Here is an 18,916-nt window from a genome sequence, read left to right as displayed (position 1 = left end):
GCTCATCAGATTTCCTTACTTATTGGCCAAGTACGTGTAACAGATTTTCAGTATTTTTGGCAATAATATTAAATAATACCTGCACTGTAACATACGAGTTTTTATTAACTCTTACCAATGGCATAAAATCGCAATATCTAGACAGATTTAGCGAAAAACGCCAAATTGTGCTGAACTTCAACCAAATTAATCTCTGACGATCTATCCGTTTTAATTGCTCTGTTGTCGTTCATTATGTCGTCTAGATGAAATTAACTTGGCCATACATATTCGGCCCATCACATTAAGCGCCGGCTTAGCGCTTGATGGACTGAAGTGGCACCTAAAAAATGCCCAACGCTATAAAGTGTTTAATACAAATGAGTGTTTTTATCAATAAGTCTGCTTTCTAAACTAATATTTGCAGCTATATTTTAGCAGTGTTAATTTAGTAATGAGTTTTGTTCATGTTATCGATATAGGTGTTATTAGTCGCTTTTTAGGCTATTTTACGAGAATATTTTTAAGGTGGCTGTTTAGGGAATACTCATGGATTTAATGCAAGGCTTACTATTAATAACCTCCATACATTTGTTGGCGGCAGCATCACCAGGGCCTGATTTTGTTTTGGTGTCGCAACAAACTTTGTCTAACGGCAAACAAACAGGTTTTATGGTCAGTATTGGTATTGCATTGGGCTTGTCGGTGCATATTATTTATTCTGCGCTAGGTTTAGCTGCTGTTATCGCTAACTCAACAACCGCATTGTGGGCGATAAAAATTATCGGTGGTGGTTATTTAATTTACTTAGGTGTGCAAGGTTTAAGCGCTAAACCGGTCAGTAACCTTGACCCTATTGGCAAAGCCAGCGAGCAAAAAGTGCTGAAAAAACACACCCATTTAAGCGCAATTGCGAAAGGGTTTTTATGCAATGCCTTAAACCCAAAAGCGCCAATATATTTTGTAGCCTTGTTTACTGTGGTTTTATCACCGAATTTACCACTATTACACTTGGTTATTTACGGTATATGGATGATGATATTACAACTGCTGTGGTTTTCTACTGTGGTGGTTTTACTTTCTCGGCCAAGTGTTAATGAAAAATTTCAACGCTTAGGCCATTGGATCGACCGTGTACTTGGTGGCGCTATGATTTTAATCGGCTTAAAAGTATTGCTCAGCAAAATAAATTAGGTGATTTTCATGACAAATACAGCCGTTAAAAAATATAAAAATTTCAAGTCGTTTTATCCGTTTTATTTAAGCCAACATGAAAATATTACCTGCAGACGGTTACATTTTATTGGCTCTAGTTTAATTATAATTACTCTGGCCTATGTCTTGATTAATGCTGCTTGGATATTGCTCTGGACCTTACCTTTTCTAGGTTATGGCTTTGCTTGGCTTGGTCATTTTTTCTTTGAGAAAAATACACCAGCGACCTTCACTTATCCTTGGTATAGCCTGTTAGGTGACTGGGTTATGTATAAAGACATCTTGATGGGTAAACTTAAGTTCTAAGGGTTTTTTCTTGGATTTAGTTTTCTTGGATTTAGTTTCTTGGATATAGCACAAGATTACTTAGTAGGATTGAGCTTGCCAACCAACATAAAATTAAAATAGTAGACTTGATAACGCACTCTCAACAATCGTGCTTTAAGAGCAATAGCATCACATAACAAATGTTGGCTGACATGGTCGGGGCTAGTGACAAATTATAGTTGTGATTCAAAGCTATTCGCCGTCATTAGCGCTCACATTTAACAAAGCGTCAGACTTAAACACCCCCCTTAGAAACACAGTTTAACTACCCATAAGCTTGCTTAAATACCGCTTACCATAGCACCTGGTCTATTTCATTCAACAATTGTTGGGTGTGATGATTGATCACCAAACTTTGATTTTTTTGATTGCTTTTAATGGTCATTTCTAGTTGCAGGGCACATTTAGATAGCTCCGCAAAGCCAAACATTTGCGCAGCTCCAGCAATGCGATGCGACAGTCTGCCCAGTTGATCCAAGTCATTATTATTAATGTGTAACACTAAGTCTTGCTGCTCTAATACCAAATTTGATTTAAATTTCTGCACTAAGTCTGACATATCAAGGTTACTAAAAATTTCACTGGCTTTTTCGTACGAAAAACTGCCATCGTAAAATTTTGTAATCGTTGGTATAAAAACATTTCGTTCAATGGGTTTAGATAAATGGCCACTAAAGCCCAAGGATAAATAATGCGTTATTTCATGCGACATGGCGTTTGCCGTTAAGGCAATAATCGGCGTTTTACAGCCCTTTTGCCGCAAAATATTAAACGCTTCGATACCATCCATTTCTGGCATTTGAATATCCATTAAAATTAACGTCGGCTGGTGTTGTTCAAATAAAGCGACCGCTTCTAAACCGTTACGGGCGGTTAACACCTCTAGCCCCAATGACGCTAATAATCGAGCAATAAGTCGTCGATTATCCTTGTGATCTTCAGCCAGTAAAATAGTGCCCTGTAATGGCGCAGCAGCTTCTTCAACAGTGACTTTGGTAGACGATATGCTACTTTCACGGCATTGCTCACTGAAACTGGCTGTACAGGGTAAACTAAAAGCAAAAACACTGCCCTGATTTAGCTCACTTTCAACTTCAATCTTACCCCCCATAATTTTGGCTAACTGGTCTGATAAACATAATCCTAAGCCGGTACCACCAAAGCGTCGGCTAATACTGCTATCCCCTTGGGTAAAGCTTTCAAATATGCTTTGCAGCTGCGAACTGCTCATACCTATACCACTGTCAGTAATTTTAAACATTAAGTTATTTTCACTTTGACTAATGTTTAATTCTACATGGCCTTTTGGGGTGAATTTAACCGCATTAGCGCATAAGTTGATCAAAATCTGCTTAACTCGAAAACTATCCATCTTGATCAAAAAGGGCTCTGGCAAGTAATGAATAATTTTAAAAGTTAAACCTTTTGAGCTTGCTTGCAAGCTGAACATATTCGCGAGCTCTTGCAAAATGTCGTGCAAGTTTTGTGTTTGTATTTCAAGTTCTATTTTGTTGGCTTCAATTTTACTTAAATCGAGAATGTTGTTCGTCAGTTCGAGTAAATGTAAGCTATTGCCATGAATAATTTTAACTTCTTTACCAATAAACTCTTCTTCAACATCACCACTCATTATCGCTTCGGCTTGACCAATAACTGTGGTTAATGGTGTTCTAATTTCATGACTCATGTTCGCTAAAAACTGACTTTTAATATTATTAGCACTTTGCAACTCTTGCATTAAATATTCGAGTTCGGTGGTTCTTTGTTTTACTTTTGACTCAAGTGCTTGCTTTGAACGCTGCTCTATTAGTCGACGTGCAATTAAAAAACCAATCATTAAGATGGCAATAACCACAATAATTATAATAATACGCGTTTGTGAATACTGCTCTACTTCGAGTGCTTGTAAACGTTTTTGTTGCTTTAATTGTTCTACTTCTTGTTTTAATTGATCAGAGTTAAATAAGGCTAATTTTGAATTAAGTTCGTTATTATCTAACTCAAATTTTACTTGCAAAAAATCACGTTGACTTTTAACTGCTTTAAAGTTTTCATGCTGCGCGGCATATATAAGTGATTGTAGTGAAAGGTTATATTGCATTTGATCTTTATGATCCCTCTTTTCAGCCATTTCACTTGAACGCTCAGTATATTGTAATGCCAAGTCATATTTCCCTTGATAAAAATAGGCTTTAGCTAAACTATATAATGCAGCTACATAAGCAGTGTCGTGTTCTTGCTCAATACTTAAGCGAAGAGCTTCTGTGGCATAAGCTATAGCTTGGTCGATATTATAAAGGTCGTTATGTAGTTCGGCTAAGTGATATAACACCGTAGCAGTATAAAAATCATATTTATTTTTACGGGAAGAGTTAAGCGACAGTGTCATGTAGTACTCAGCTTTTTCATAATCACCAGCATATTTGTAAGCCTTGCCTATATCACTATATGCCATAACGATACCTTTTTTATCTGAAATTTTTATCCGACTTTCTATTACGTCCAGATACATAGATATCGCTATATCGTAGCGTTTTAGCTCTAAATGAAAGTCGGCAATATTAAATTTCACATCAATTTTATCGGTTTCATTACCAAATTTTTGATATATTTTTTCCGCTAGTTGATAGCTCAACAGCGCACTTTCAAACTCACTGGTTTTTGCATGAACTAAGGCAATATTATTATACAAATTTGCTTGGGCAATGGGCTCATCGAGGATAAAGTAATAATTAAGTGCTTGCTGATATGAATGTAAAGCCAAAGCATATTTACCTTTATAGTAGGCATAAACTCCCACTCTTTTATAGGCGTCAGCTTCAAGTTGTTTTAAGTCAAATTCCTGAGCAAGTTGTTGCTCTTTTTGGGCAACGTCAATGGCATGGTCAAGTTGACCTAATTGATGAAGTATTCTACTTTGACTAGCTAAAACCGAGATTTTATCTAAGGTAGATAAGGTTTTATCTGTACTGAGCGAGGTAATTAAAACTAAAGCTTGTTTTTTGTCTGCCATGGCTTCGATTATCGATAGCTGCTGGCCAAAGTTTTTACCTATATATTGACTTGGGTTTTGACTGTGCACCGCAGAACTGGTGAACAAATTTGTCAATAAAATGAATAAAGGTAATAACAATATTCGCTTGAAAATTACTTTCGATGACAGCTTAAAATACGCGTGTTGTTTACTAACAAGTAAATTATTCTTTGTGCTCATTTAGCTTTAGTCTATTATTTCAATTGATAAATATATTATTTAGCCGCTAGTTATAGCATTTTAGTATTCGACTAACAACGCTCTAGGTCATTGATTTATTTTGTTGCTTTAACCAGATATAACACCAACATTTAATCAACAATAAAACACAACTTAATAATTAAAAAATAACCTTTAATTTACATAGCAAAGCTTATTTAGTTACGTTTTACCATAGCACTTGGTCTATCTCATTCAATAATTCTTGGGTGTGATGACTAACACTCGAGTTTTGATTGTTTGGATTATTTTTAATCACTGTTTCTAATTGCAGGGCACATTTAGATAGCTCAGCAAAGCCAAACATTTGCGCCGCACCAGCAATGCGATGCGACAGTCTGCCCAGTTGATCCAAGTCATTATTATTAATGTGTAAGACTAAATCTTGTTGCTCTAACACTAGGTTTGATTTAAATTTTTGCACTAAGTCTGACATATCAAGATTATTAAAAATTTCACTGGCTTTTTCGTGCGAAAGACTACCGTCATAAAATTTTATAATGGTTGGTATAAAAATATTTCGTTCAATAGGTTTAGATAAATGGCCATTAAAGCCCAAGGATAAATAATGCGTTATTTCATGCGACATGGCGTTTGCCGTTAAGGCAATAATTGGCGTTTTACAGCCCTTTTGCCGCAAAATATTAAATGCCTCGATACCATCCATTTCTGGCATTTGAATATCCATTAAAATCAACTCAGGTTGGTGTTGTTCAAATAAAGCGACTGCTTCTAAACCGTTACGGGCAGTTAACACCTCTAGCCCCAATGACGCTAATAAGCGAGCAATGAGTCGTCGATTATCGTTGTGATCGTCCGCCAGTAAAATGGTGCCCTGCAATTTTGGGTGTTCTTCCTCAATAGTAACTTCGGTGGACGATATTTTACTTTCACCGCATTGCTCACTGAAATTGGCTGTACAAGGTAAGCTAAAGGCAAAAACACTGCCCTGATTTAACTCACTTTCAACTTCAATTTTACCGCCCATGATTTTAGCTAACTGGTCTGATAAACATAAGCCTAAGCCGGTACCACCAAAGCGTCGACTAATACTACTATCCCCTTGGGTGAAGCTTTCAAATAGGCTTTGCAGCTGCGAACTACTCATGCCGATGCCACTGTCGGTAATTTTAAATATCAAATTATCTTTGCTTTGACTAATGTTTAATTCTACATGTCCTCTTGGGGTGAACTTAACGGCATTAGCGCATAAGTTGATCAAGATTTGTTTAACTCGAAAACCATCCATCTCGATTAAAAAAGGCTCAGGCAAGCAATGAATAATGTCAAAAGTTAAGCCTTTAGAACTTGCTTGTAAGCTGAACATATTCGCGAGTTCTTGCAAAATGTCGTGCAAGTTTTGTATTTGTATTTCAAGTTCTATTTTATTGGCTTCAATTTTACTTAAATCGAGAATGTTGTTCGTCAGTTCAAGTAAATGTAAGCTATTGCCATGAATAATTTTAACTTCTTTACCAATAAATTCATCTTCAACATCACCACTCATTATCGCCTCAGCTTGACCAATAACTGTGGTTAAAGGTGTTCTAATTTCATGACTCATGTTCGCTAAAAATTGACTTTTGATCTTGTTAGCACTTTGTAGCTCTTGCATTAAATATTCGAGCTCGGTGGTTCTTTGTTTGACTTTTGACTCAAGTGCTTGCTTTGAGCGCCGCTCTATTAGTCGACGTGCAATTAAAAAACCAATCAGTAAGCTGGCAATAATCATAATCATAATCATAATACGCACTTGTGACGAACGGCTCATTTCCAGTACTTGTAAACGTTTTTGTTGCTTTAACTGCTCAACTTGTTGCTTTAGTTGCTCAGAATCAAAAATAGCCAATTGAGAGTTAAGTTGGTTATTGGCTAATTCAAGTTGTGTTTGCATAAAATCACGCAGGCTTTTAACGGCTTTAAACGGATGATGTTGCGCTGCATATATAAGGGCTTGTAGTGATAAGTTGTGCTTAAGTTGTTCTTTATTGCCGATTTGGTTGATCACTTCAGTAGATTGTTCAAGATGCTGCAATGCTAGATCATACTTTCCTTGATAAAAATAAGCGGTAGCTAAGCTATATTTTGCCCCCAAATAAGCATTGTTGTGTCCCTGTTCAAGACTTAAGTTAATACCTTCCTTAGCATAAGTTATCGCTTGGTCGATGTTGTGAAGATCATTATTAAGTTCGGCCAAGTTATGTAAGGTAGACGCAGCATTATAATCATCTTTATTTTGACGATGTAAACTAAGTGCCAATTTCATGAAGTGTTCCGCTTGTTGATAATCGCCAGCATACTTATAGGAGGAGCCTAAATCACTATACGCCATTGCTAGACCAATTTTATCTGAAATTTCTTTGCGTTTTTCTATAATGTCATAAAACATTTGAATTGATGCATCGTAGCGCTTTAAGCGTAAATGCAAATTGGCAATATTATTTAAGACGTCAAGTTGATCTTTTTTACTGCCAAACTTCTGATAAATAGGTTGAATTTTCTGATATATCGCTAGCTCAAGTTCATTTTGGGCTGTTCTACCATAAACCAAAGCAATGTTGTTGTATAAGTTGGCTTGGGCAATAGGCTCGTCGAGAGTAAGGTAGTAATTAAGTGCTTGTTGGTATGAGTATAAAGCCAAGCGATTTTTACCGTTATAATAGGCATAAACGCCCACTCTTTTATAAGCATTAGCAGCAAGCCTTTTTAAGTCAAATTCATTGGCAAGTTGCTGCTCTTTTTGGGCCGTTTCAATGGCGTGCTCAAGTTGGCCTAATTGATGATATATTCTACTTTGACTGGCTAAAACGGAAAGTTTATCTAAGGTTGATAAGGTTTTGTCTGCACTGAGTAAGGTGATTAAATCTAAAGCTTGGTGTTGATCCACCATGGCTTCGATTGTCGATAGCTGCTGACCAAAGTTTTTATCGACGAATTGGCTTGGGTCTTGGTCTTGGTCTTGGCTTTGACTTTGACCTTGACTTTGCGCAGTAAAGCCAACCAATAGGTTTGTAAATAAAATCAAGAAAAATACTAACAACGTTCGGTTGGGAACCGTCATCCATAACACCTTAAAATACGCTGATTGTTTACTACCAAGTGAATGCTTATATTTGCTCATATAGTTATAATCTATTATTTCAATTGATAAAAGTATATGTGGTTGGTAGTTATAGCATTTTACTATTCTACTAACAATGCAAAGGGTAATTGATTTTTACCTTATCTTACATTGTCTTATGTTTTATTATATTGTGTTATATTGTCTTACTTTAACATTAGAGCTGTACGACCTCGACAATTTATCCAGAAAAATGGCTGTTATTTCAACATAAATAGTTACTAAAACTTTACTAAAAATTTCACTAAAAACTTAGCCAAGAGCGTAACAAAAGGCTTATAATCCGAGGTTAAATATCCCCATAATCCATGATTAAAGTTATCCCAATGTATCAGAAAACTAAAGTTGCATTCACCCAGTTAAAAAACAATAAATTTTTCGAATTAAGTGTTATCTGTGTCATTATAATTTCTGCACTTGAAATTGGCGCTAAGACTTTCCCGCTTTCAAATACCGCTATTTCTATTACCTCACTGCTCGATACTTTCATCACACTTTTTTTCTTATTTGAAATTTCGTTACGCTTTCTGACAGAAGAAAAGAAAATAAACTTTTTTAAATCAGCTTGGAATATCTTCGATACGCTAGTTGTTGTTATCAGCCTTATCCCGATAAATGATTCTGAAATGGCTTTACTGGCTAGATTAGTGAGAGTGTTTCGTGTTTTAAGAATGGTTTCTGTTGTGCCTGAACTTAGAATACTCATTAACTCACTGGTTAAGGCCATGCCGCAATTAGGCTATGTCGTGTTGTTGATGTTTATAATTTTTTATATCTATGCGGCTGTTGGTAGTTTTTTGTTTAATACCATTAACCCGAAATTATGGGGTGACATCGCTATATCGATGCTAACACTTTTTAGGGTGATGACGTTTGAAGATTGGACCGACATTCAGTATGAGACGATGGAAATTTATCCTTATAGCTGGATTTACTACATGACCTTTATCTTTTTTACCGCATTCGCCTTTCTCAACATGGTCATTGGCATTGTGGTTAATGTGATGGAAGAAGAGCGCTCAAAAGTAAAGAACAAAAATCAGCCAACGTTAAGTGACTTAAAACAAGAGATAACAGAATTAAAGACACTTATTTTACAGATGGATAACAAAAAGGATCACTAGTTAAGTGGTTTTTGGCTACGCACGTTAAAAGTTATCGCGCGTAGCCAAACAGATAATTTTATCGACAACTTTTAATTATCAGTGTGAATGACATGAAAATCTGGCGTCACTACAAGTAACAGCAGATTTAACCATTTTTTTATCTATTCAAACCCTATTTTACATGGCTAAAAATCGCTAATACCCTGTGAATATCCGTGGCGTCATTATCAATAAAGCGAGTGATAATATTGCCACAATAGCGCTATTTATCTAAACCACCCAGGCATAAATATTTAATTTCTAAATAATCATCTAAACCATATTTCGAGCCTTCACGGCCACTACCTGATTGCTTAACACCACCAAATGGCGCAGCAGCATTAGAAATAATGCCTTCATTAATGCCAATCATTCCATACTCAAGCCCTTCAGCAACACGCCAAATTCTGCCAATATCTCTGGCATAAAAATAAGCGGCTAGACCAAATTTTGTATCATTAGCCATAGCGATGACCTCGGCTTCATTATCGAAGGCGATAATGGGAGAAACTGGACCAAATATTTCATTTTTAGCAACGGGCATATCATTGGTAACATGACTCAAAATTGTTGCTTGGTAAAAGTTTTCGCCCGCCGGGTCTTTCTTAGCACCCAAAATGACTTTCGCGCCCGCGGCAATAGATGCTTGCACTAATTTATCAACATCATTAACCGCCTGGCTAGAAATCATAGGACCAATAATAGTCCCGTCATCTAAACCATTACCTATAACTAATTTCGCCACGCTAGCTGTGAATTTTTCAGTAAATTCTTCCAACACTTGGTTTTGAACGAAAATACGATTAGTGCAAACACAAGTTTGGCCAGCATTACGATATTTTGAAAGCAACGCCCCTTGTACAGCCGCATCAATGTCAGCATCGGCAAAAACGATAAAAGGCGCATTGCCGCCCAACTCCATTGATACCTTCTTCACGGTTGTAGCACATTGGCTCAACAACGTTTTTCCTACGGGCGTTGACCCTGTGAAGGTAAACTTAGCAACATCAGGGTGCTGAGTTAACACTTTGCCTATACCACTAGCGTCGTCACCAACCACCACATTAAATACCCCTGCAGGAATGCCTGCTCGCTCGGCAAGCTCAGCCATGGCTAACGCTGAAAGTGGTGTTTGTGTTGCCGGACGAACAACGAAGGTACAACCGGCAGCTAGTGCAGCCGCGGCTTTTCTGGCGATCATAGCATTGGGGAAATTCCATGGTGTGATCGAGGCAACAACACCTACCGGTTGTTTAATCACTATAATACGTTTATCCCCTGATGGTCCTGGGATCGTATCACCATAAACCCGCTTGCCTTCTTCTGCAAACCATTCAATAAATGCCGCGCCATAAGCTACTTCGCCTTTAGCTTCGGCAAGTGGCTTACCTTGTTCTAAGGTTAATATTCGCCCAAGATCGTCTTGATGTTGCATCATCAAATTAAACCAATTACGCATTATGCCTGCACGTTCGTTAGCCGATTTTCCCGACCACATTTTTAATGCGCCTTTAGCGGCATTTACCGCTAATTCTGTTTCAACAACACCAGCATTACTGACCTTCGCCACTTCACTGTCATCAGCTGGATTGGTCACAATGATCTGAGCTTCACTGCTACACCAATGACCATTAATGTATGAACAATTTTTAACTAACTGACTATCTTGTAAACCAAGATCTGAGTTATTTTGCATATTAAGCTCCATTGCAATCTGTTTAGTTATGAATATCAATTAAAATAAGGAATACGTCAACTGACATCTCTGCTGATGATCTTAAAATAAGTAAAAGCTATTTACGCCCATTTGATTAATTACTTGCTCACGTTAAGGGTTAACATAAACAGCCGCTCTGTGATGAGATTTATAAGTAACCTAACTACTGACTACGTTTTATGACTGGTCATTATTCATTTTCTGTTATAAAAAAGCTGAGTTCTTAATTAAGAAAATTAATGCTAACGATGACTTTAATAAAAAGTTCTAGGATAACAGGTTCTAGCAGTTTCATTAAGTTTGTGATCTTGTTGTGCGGGGAAATATAGTGATCAACAGCCTAGCTAAAACTTAAACTCAGTTATGCCAATTATCACTTAAGCATTTAATCTAAGAGTAAAAATAAAGGTTATTAAATTTTTTGAAGTGAAAATAAATTAGGGGGTAGTAAGAATTTTTAAATAAAAATAAGGCCGGTTGAATACGACAGTAACGCAGATAAAGCGAAATTAGTATTCAACAGCGGCCCTTGTTGTTATATCAAAGTGATTAACTATTCACCTTGAACAGGTTCATCCCAAGAAAGATGATGTTCAGCCAATACGACTAAATTTTCACTGTTAATCAAACGATGTGATGCAGCATAGCCAAGTATATTCTCAACAGTCTCTTCTGGACGGCTTGAAATAATAGCAGTTTCATCTGATGAGAAATTACACAAACCACGTGCTATTTCTTCACCTTTTTCATCATAGACGTGAAGTACGTCTGCGCGTTCGAAATTTCCGTGTATAGAAACAACATCATGGCAGGTAAAACCATCGTCACCACCATATAATGAGTCAGCTACATCTTGTTTTATCACTAGGCTACCAGCCATTTGCAAGCGATCTGTTAACCAAATATTCCATGCCGATGAAGGAGATGAATGGGCAATACATTTGGTGTGCTTGCGTTCGCCACGTAGTATTGCAGTAACAGGATCTTCCATTGTTCCTCTCGCAATAATTGTGGTGCAACCGGCATTCTGTGCCATATTTGCTGCTTGCAATTTAGTTAGCATACCGCCGGTACCTAAAGAACTGGTACTGCTTGCCGCTTCCATATAACTGCTCACATCTTCAATAGACTCAACAAATATCGCACCTTCTTCTGAAGGGTTTCGGTCATAAACGCCGTCGATACAAGTTAAAATAAACAGATACTCAGCACCAATCATTTGAGCGACTTTCGCTGCTAGTCTATCGTTGTCACCAACACGAATTTCTTCGGTGGTCACGGTATCATTTTCGTTGACAATCGGCATTACACCCTGTTTTATCAAACGGTGTACCGTATTTTTGACGTTAAGAAAGCGACGTCGATTTTCGAGATCATCTAAGGTAACTAATACCTGTGCAATATCAAAACCATACTCTAATGCAATTTGCTTATAAGCATGCATTAAGATGGGTTGTCCACAAGCCGCTGCTGCTTGCTTGTCTTGAACGCTGGCGTTTTCAATGGTACAGCCAACGGTATTAAGACCTAATGCAACTGATCCTGAAGACGTAAGTACAACTTCGTATCCTTGATCACGTAACGCAGAAATATCACTAAGCAAGCCATGCATGAAGGCGAAACTAGGTGTTAAATTCTTAACGTTTGCTAAAAGGCTCGAGCCAACTTTAATGACTATACGAGGTTTGATTCGTGAAACTTTTTCTGATTTTGGTTGTTCGAATGAGGGCAAAATGACTCCGTTTTCTGATTAATATAATTAAACATCTGGGCTGAACCAATAAAAATTTGGTGCATAAGTCTACAGATATTTCCGTAATATTTTTTGTCGTTGTGCGATTATCTTATTATCAAAACATCAGTTTTACTAGCAATATATTGCCTTGGGGATGATAGATAAAAGATAGATAAAAAATTGCTGAAACGTTTTAAAAAACGTTAAAATTTGACAACAATCGACAAATGAGTTGGGAGATTATATACTAAAAACCCTATTTTTTCAATTGAACTTAAAATCACCTTTGCAAAACGAATGTAAAACGAATGTAAAACGAGTTTTTAAGATTGTTTTTTAAGATGATATTGAACACTTGCAAAACAGGCTGTATTTCATTCAACAGCAAACTAAAAGCATGAGGAGTTTTGTGTCATTAATTATGATTGTTTGTAGGACGATTGTGCTTCATTGTTGACTCACTGGGTAACTTCTACTGATCAGACAATGACCATCATTAATCCTTCTTTAGTCAAAACGCCTCCCAGTATTGTTGTCACACAAGCAATTAAAGAGCTGTCTAATCAAGGTTATGGCGATTAAAGCGCACTTATTGAAAAAGTATGGTTAGCCTATTGTCGCTACCTTACTGATTCAGCTTACCTTATTGCTATCGCCGAGGGTTACTCGGTATCTTCAATAGAAAAGCGGGTTGGCAAACAAACGATTCTGTCTTTGATGCAAAATGTGCTGGCGCAAATTGGTCGAGGTATTAGCGCAATTAGACACTGTCGTTGGGTTAACTAAAGCATTGGGTTATACGGATTTGGCTGCCAGCGAAGCTGAGCTAAACCGAGTGACAGTATTGGTGAGAAACGGCTCTGTTTATGCTTTTAAAATTACGCGCTACTGAATTGAATCAGCGATAACAATGGGGTTTTTACCTCGCACCACCAAAGCATAGTTACTCGACACACTTGGTGGTTCAATAGAACTGCCAATGACGCACGAACAGCACGTCTAAATATGATGCAACTAAGTGATCAGTAAAAATGGTACAATGGAAACAAAATTGGCAGCGTCTAAGCAAAATATCAAATGAGATACACTCATTAACTCGACCGTTTTAGCGACTGCTCAACAGCCAGTTGCGCTGCGTTGATATTTCTTCGCCAAGGCGATGAAGTGGCTCAAGGTTAAATAAATAACGATTAAATTAACATCTAAAGTAGTATTGAGCGCAATGAATACTACTAAGTGCTTTAAGCTGAACTTTTACTATTGTTTTAATATTATTTTTAATATAAATATTGGCAATAAAATAAAAGTTAACCATTCAATAGCATAACCTTGAATTTACCAAACAGTTTAGAGTGAAGCGAATAAGCAAAAGGAAACTCATTTATGTCAAATAGTAATAAAATTATCGATACTGAAACTATGATTGAAAATCTTGGTAAGCAGGCTAAAGCCGCAGCCAAGATTCTGGCCAGTGCCACTACCGAACAAAAAAACCAAGCATTAACCGTTGCCGCCGATGCTTTACGTCAGAATACGCCAGCACTACTCGAAGCAAATGCTTTAGACGTTTTAAGTGTTAGAAAAGCGGGTAAAGCTGAGTCATTTATTGATCGCCTTGAATTGAACCCTGAAAGAGTCGAAGCTATGGCTGTCGCTTTAGAAAGCATTGCCAAATTACCCGATCCTATTGGTCGAGCCTTAGCAGAATTTGATCGTCCCAATGGCCTAAAAATAACCCGTGTATCAACCCCTATCGGTGTTATTGGCATGATCTATGAGTCTCGCCCCAATGTTGGTGCAGATGCTGGTGCTTTATGTCTAAAATCAGGTAATACGGTGATATTGCGTGGCGGCTCTGAAAGTCTTAATTCTACTCGCATTATTGTTGAGTGTATGGCAACAGGCTTGCGTGCAGCTAATTTACCAACCACTTGTATACAACTCGTTGATACCGATGACCGTTCTGCAGTTGCTGCATTACTGCGTTGTGCTGAATATGTTGACTTAGTTATCCCTCGTGGTGGCCGTGGCCTTGTAGAGCTAGTAAGAAACGAAGCTCAGGTACCAACATTATTGCATCTCGATGGCAACAACCACATTTATATTGATAAAGACGCCGACTTAGCAAAAGCATTGAGTATTGTTAAAAATGCCAAACTACGTAGAACAGGTGTTTGTGGTGCGACCGAAAGTTTAGTCGTAAACCAAGCAATAGCTGCTGAGTTTTTGCCTAAATTGCTTAATACCTTAGCGCATTGTGAAGTTCGAGGTGACCTTGCAGCTCAAGCCTGTGACGCACGAATTAACCCCGCTAATGACGCTGACTGGGACACCGAATATCTTGACGCTATTTTATCGGTCAAAGTTGTAGCCGATTTAGAAGAAGCGCTTGATTTTATCGACCAGCACTCGTCTAAACATACTGACGCTATTATTACTGAAAACGCAGAAACCGCAGAAGTTTTCATGCGCGCCGTTGATTCAGCGGTAGTGATGCATAATGCATCAACCCAGTTTTCAGACGGTGGTGAATTTGGTATGGGCGCTGAAATCGGTATTGCTACCGGTAAAATTCACGCACGTGGACCTGTAGGTCTTGAGCAACTAACCATATTTAAATATCGTGTTGCTGGCCAAGGACAAATCCGTCCTTAATCCTCTAAGCACAAGATGAACTAAGTAAAACATAAAGCTATTAATCGCTATTGATTAATAGCTTTATGTTTATTTTATCTTTGTGCAGGCCATCGATTTCGACAAAATGATGAAATAGAAAAATGTTTTAGCAATTTATTTATAAAAACGGTCTATGTTTTTAAACCCTTCTTGTACATTTAAAATTTTTAATCCTTAACGTTTTATTAACTATTGCTTACTTAATAGCCCATAAGTCAGCCTGCAAAAATAAAATGATAAAAACATAAAATCAAAACCAACAAATCGTTAAAAAAACTTTGCTAACCCGTGTTAACTAGGTAAGCTCAAACCAAAGCATTAACAACCACAATAATAATTATCATTTATGAGTAATATCAGAGATTCATTTCATTCGAGAATAGGTTTTGTTCTCGCTGCCGCAGGTTCAGCCATTGGTTTAGGCAATATTTGGGGTTTTCCAACTCAAGCAGCCAATAATGGTGGTGGCGCCTTTTTATTTGTTTATTTAGTCGTTACCATATTACTTGCCCTACCGGCACTTTATGCCGAAGTTTATATTGGCAACCAAGCACAGAAAAACCCAGTTTCAGCATTAGAAGATGCTTGTCGCGATACCGCACCAAGGCTTGGTAAATATGCCGGTCTGATTGGTTTAGGCGGCGCTATCATGATGTTAAGTTTCTACACCATTGTGGCTGGCTGGATGCTCGCACATGCAATATCACCACTTGCAGAGTTATTGGGTTATCATGATATTTCTCAGTGGCTTGCTACATCAAGCACGTTAAGAAATTTATTATTTACACCCGTTTTTATATTACTTGGCGCGGCTATTATTCATCAAGGGGTTAACGCCGGCATTGAAAAGTGGTCTGCGCGATTAATGCCAGTTTTATTGATCATGCTAGTCGCGTTAATTACTTACATATTGCAACAACCCGGGGCAGAAAAAGGTTTAAGAACATATTTAATACCCGATTTTTCACAGGTCACTAATCCAAAGTTAATTATTTCTGCCATGGGCCAAGCCTTTTTCTCACTCTCTATTGGCGTTGGTGGCATGATGGTTTACGGCTCATATATGAAGAAAGATGACGATATAGGTAAGCTCGCTATTTCTATTACCGTACTCGATACCTTTATTGCTTTTATGGCTGGTTTATTAATTATTCCAGCACTTTATGTTGCAGAAGCCGCCGGACAGCAAGTATTTCAAGGTGATAAGTTAATTGGTGAGGGTCAACTTATTTTCAACATATTGCCTGAGCTTTTTAACTCTATGGGCAACATAGGTATGGTAGTAGCCATAGGCTTTTTTTCGTTATTATCAATTGCTGCCCTCACCTCAACCATTTCCTCAACAGAAGTACCTGTGGCTTATCTTGTTGAAGATAAAAATCTTAGCCGTTCTAAGGCAACTTGGTTGGTATCAGCCATTGTATTAACCGCCAGTATGACCATAATCACATTTTTTGATAGCCTATTTGGCATGGTAATTCGTGTACTTACGACTATTTTACAGCCACTGAGCTGTTTGTTTTACTTTATTGTTGTTGGCTGGTTATGGAAACGCGGTAACAAGCTACGCGATGTGTCTTTGCAAGAAGGCAGAAAATGGTTACCCATATGGGGCAATTATTTACGCTTTGTTTGTCCGTTATTGTTAACGGTAGTTTTTGTCAATGTTGCTATATTAAATTAAAGTCGCTTCACTTAAGTTAAGTTAAGGTAAATTAAGTTAAGTCAAATAGATGGAATTGCTAATTGTGCGATTAACTTTACTTTAGCGCTATTAGCGTAAACCATCATTTAAAAACGTCCCTATACTAGTGTATAGTGACGTTTAAAAGCATCATCATCCAACTATAGCTTAGTATTTATGCCGTAAACTTAACTGGCAAGCCTTATTAATCCTATAGGTATATAAAGATAAACCTATAGGATTAATAAGCTAAGCGTTTACTATCTCAATTATTGGCTCATATTATTTCGAGCGGTTTTAGGTCGGTATAATATTGGAGGGCTAACTTTACACTTTGTTTAGGATTGAGCTTTGATGTTATTGCCCAAGCGTAATACCGAGGTAAAATATCGACGTGGGCAACTTGGTATTTAGCGTTCGCTGTTAGCACTTACTGTTAGCTATGAGCATATAATTTATAGCTCTGATAATGATTGAGCATTAACCTACTGCTGCTAGAGCACTCAAGTTATAGTCGTATTTATTCCGATGTTATCGCTACACTCTCTTCTTCCTCTGCTTCTTTTTCACTTTCTTCTTTATCTTCTTGCTTTAATTCTACCTGCTCTATTTTATCAAAACGGTTGCTAATCTTATCCGCTGAGGTATGGATTTGTTTTACGTCACTTGCCGCTTGATCAATATGTTTCGCTAAATTGGCAAAGCGGCCCTTAAAGCGAGCAAAATCAGCTGAAAGATGCGACAAATGCGCTTGAATAACATGTATTTGTTTGCGGGTTGCTTCGTCTTTTAACACTGAACGTGCGGTGGTTAAAATCGCCATCAGTGTTGTTGGCGAGGCTAACCAAACGCGTTTTTTATTGGCATAATCAACCAAGTCACCGTGGTGTGCATGTATTTCTGCAAAAATAGCTTCTGCTGGAATAAACATTATCGCGCCATCGGCGGTTTCTTTTTCAATGAGATATTTATCGCTGATATCATTAATATGCTTCTTAATATCAATTTTAAATTGCCGCTCGGCTGCTTTACGCTCAAATTCACCTAAGGTATTGTCAGCCATTTTTTTAAAGCTTTCTAGCGGAAACTTGGAGTCAACCACCACATTACCGGTTGGCTTAGGTAGAAACAAAATACAGTCAGCAATTTTACCGTTTGACAAGGTATGTTGCAGTGAAAAGTGCTGTTCCGGTAATACGTTACGAATTAAAGCATTTAACTGTACTTCGCCAAAAGCACCTCGTGAGCGTTTATCTGACAGTACTTCTTGCAAGCTCACGACATTAGTGGACAGTTCAGTAATTTTTTTCTGTGCATCATCAATCAAAGCTAATCGTTGTAAAATGTCATTAAAGGTTTTGGTGGTTTTTTCGAAGCCGTCGGCTAAACGCTTTTCGACCTGGCCACTAATATCTTTTAGACGGTTATCAGTTGAAATCGTTAAGTCATCAATTCTTTTAGCCATTTGCTCACTGGATAAATGCAGTGATTTTGCCATTTCTTCTCGGCCAAGTTTAGAGGTTGCTGTAAGTTGGCTGGATAATTGTTCTGTGGCGTTGCGTTGATTATCGTTAAAAGTGATGTGGTGTTCATATAAGGTCTTTTTAAGTTGCTCACTATGGCTATATAGTTGCTGTGCTTGTTTTTCACCTTGCTCACCATGTTGGCGTAATAATTTTAATTTAAAATCGGAAATTTGCTGCTCAAAGTAGGTTTTTAGTTCACTTTGCTGATGAGCTAATTGCTGATGATTAAAACTTAACTGTTGTTGTAGTTGCTGCTGATTATTGCCATTAACTTCATAACTAAGGTTTACTTTTTCAGCTAACTGCTGCAAAAGTTGCTGTTGTGCTAGAGAGGATACTTGGCTTTTTTTTACTTGGCGAAATAACACTAACGCAATGATAATTAAAATAATAATTAATACTAGCACCATAAAGACCAAGACAGGGAAATTATCTAAAGCTAACCAAGGTGAATTGAATGGGAAGTTAAGTGGCGGGTTAAGTGAAGAGTTGGATAGTGAATTCATTGTAAAGCCAAATACTGTAAATATTAACAGTT

10 protein-coding genes are annotated in these 18,916 nt (G+C 37.5%); 5 read left to right on the top strand and 5 right to left on the bottom strand.

The window, feature by feature from the left end; genetic code table 11:
• Nucleotides 1–528: 528 nt before the first annotated feature.
• Complete coding sequence (locus H4J41_RS08370; protein WP_182135620.1) at nucleotides 529–1,173, top strand: LysE family translocator; 645 nt, start codon at nucleotides 529–531, stop codon at nucleotides 1,171–1,173.
• Nucleotides 1,174–1,182: 9 nt separating this feature from the next.
• On the top strand, nucleotides 1,183–1,500 hold the full coding sequence (locus H4J41_RS08365) for a DUF962 domain-containing protein (protein WP_182135619.1): 318 nt from the start codon (nucleotides 1,183–1,185) through the stop codon (nucleotides 1,498–1,500).
• Nucleotides 1,501–1,813: 313 nt separating this feature from the next.
• On the opposite strand, the gene H4J41_RS08360 is transcribed toward H4J41_RS08365, so the two are convergent.
• Together H4J41_RS08360 and H4J41_RS08355 are read right to left on the bottom strand one after the other, a co-directional pair.
• A complete protein-coding gene (locus H4J41_RS08360; protein WP_182135618.1) occupies nucleotides 1,814–4,621 on the bottom strand; it encodes a response regulator in 2,808 nt (935 codons plus the stop codon).
• 322 nt (nucleotides 4,622–4,943) lie between these two features.
• Complete coding sequence (locus tag H4J41_RS08355) at nucleotides 4,944–7,835, bottom strand: response regulator (protein WP_182135617.1); 2,892 nt, start codon at nucleotides 7,833–7,835, stop codon at nucleotides 4,944–4,946.
• A gap of 386 nt (nucleotides 7,836–8,221) precedes the next feature.
• On the opposite strand from H4J41_RS08355, the gene H4J41_RS08350 reads away from it, so the two are divergent.
• Complete coding sequence (locus H4J41_RS08350) at nucleotides 8,222–9,019, top strand: ion transporter (RefSeq protein WP_182135616.1); 798 nt, start codon at nucleotides 8,222–8,224, stop codon at nucleotides 9,017–9,019.
• 244 nt (nucleotides 9,020–9,263) lie between these two features.
• On the opposite strand, the gene H4J41_RS08345 is transcribed toward H4J41_RS08350, so the two are convergent.
• Nucleotides 9,264–10,736, bottom strand: coding sequence for an NAD-dependent succinate-semialdehyde dehydrogenase (locus H4J41_RS08345; RefSeq protein ID WP_182135615.1), 1,473 nt, complete (start codon nucleotides 10,734–10,736; stop codon nucleotides 9,264–9,266).
• Between the two features lie 574 nt (nucleotides 10,737–11,310).
• Nucleotides 11,311–12,489 (bottom strand): glutamate 5-kinase, encoded by a 1,179-nt coding sequence (gene proB, locus H4J41_RS08340; protein WP_182135614.1) that lies wholly within the window; start codon nucleotides 12,487–12,489, stop codon nucleotides 11,311–11,313.
• A 1,386-nt stretch (nucleotides 12,490–13,875) separates the two neighbouring features.
• On the opposite strand from proB, the gene H4J41_RS08335 reads away from it, so the two are divergent.
• Together H4J41_RS08335 and H4J41_RS08330 are read left to right on the top strand one after the other, a co-directional pair.
• Entirely contained in the window at nucleotides 13,876–15,147 is a 1,272-nt protein-coding gene (locus H4J41_RS08335) for a glutamate-5-semialdehyde dehydrogenase (RefSeq protein WP_182135613.1), read from the top strand.
• Between the two features lie 367 nt (nucleotides 15,148–15,514).
• Nucleotides 15,515–16,852: a sodium-dependent transporter gene (locus H4J41_RS08330; RefSeq protein ID WP_182135612.1), complete on the top strand. Its 1,338-nt coding sequence runs from the start codon at nucleotides 15,515–15,517 to the stop codon at nucleotides 16,850–16,852.
• A 520-nt stretch (nucleotides 16,853–17,372) separates the two neighbouring features.
• Here H4J41_RS08330 and H4J41_RS08325 read toward each other — a convergent pair.
• Nucleotides 17,373–18,884 (bottom strand): DNA recombination protein RmuC, encoded by a 1,512-nt coding sequence (locus H4J41_RS08325; RefSeq protein WP_259364594.1) that lies wholly within the window; start codon nucleotides 18,882–18,884, stop codon nucleotides 17,373–17,375.
• Nucleotides 18,885–18,916: the final 32 nt, after the last annotated feature.

It is taken from the genome of Colwellia sp. MB3u-45 (genome assembly GCF_014077005.1).
Taxonomy (GTDB): domain Bacteria; phylum Pseudomonadota; class Gammaproteobacteria; order Enterobacterales; family Alteromonadaceae; genus Cognaticolwellia.
Note: the sequence above shows the minus strand (reverse complement) of the source record. Positions and strands in the feature narration are given on the sequence as shown.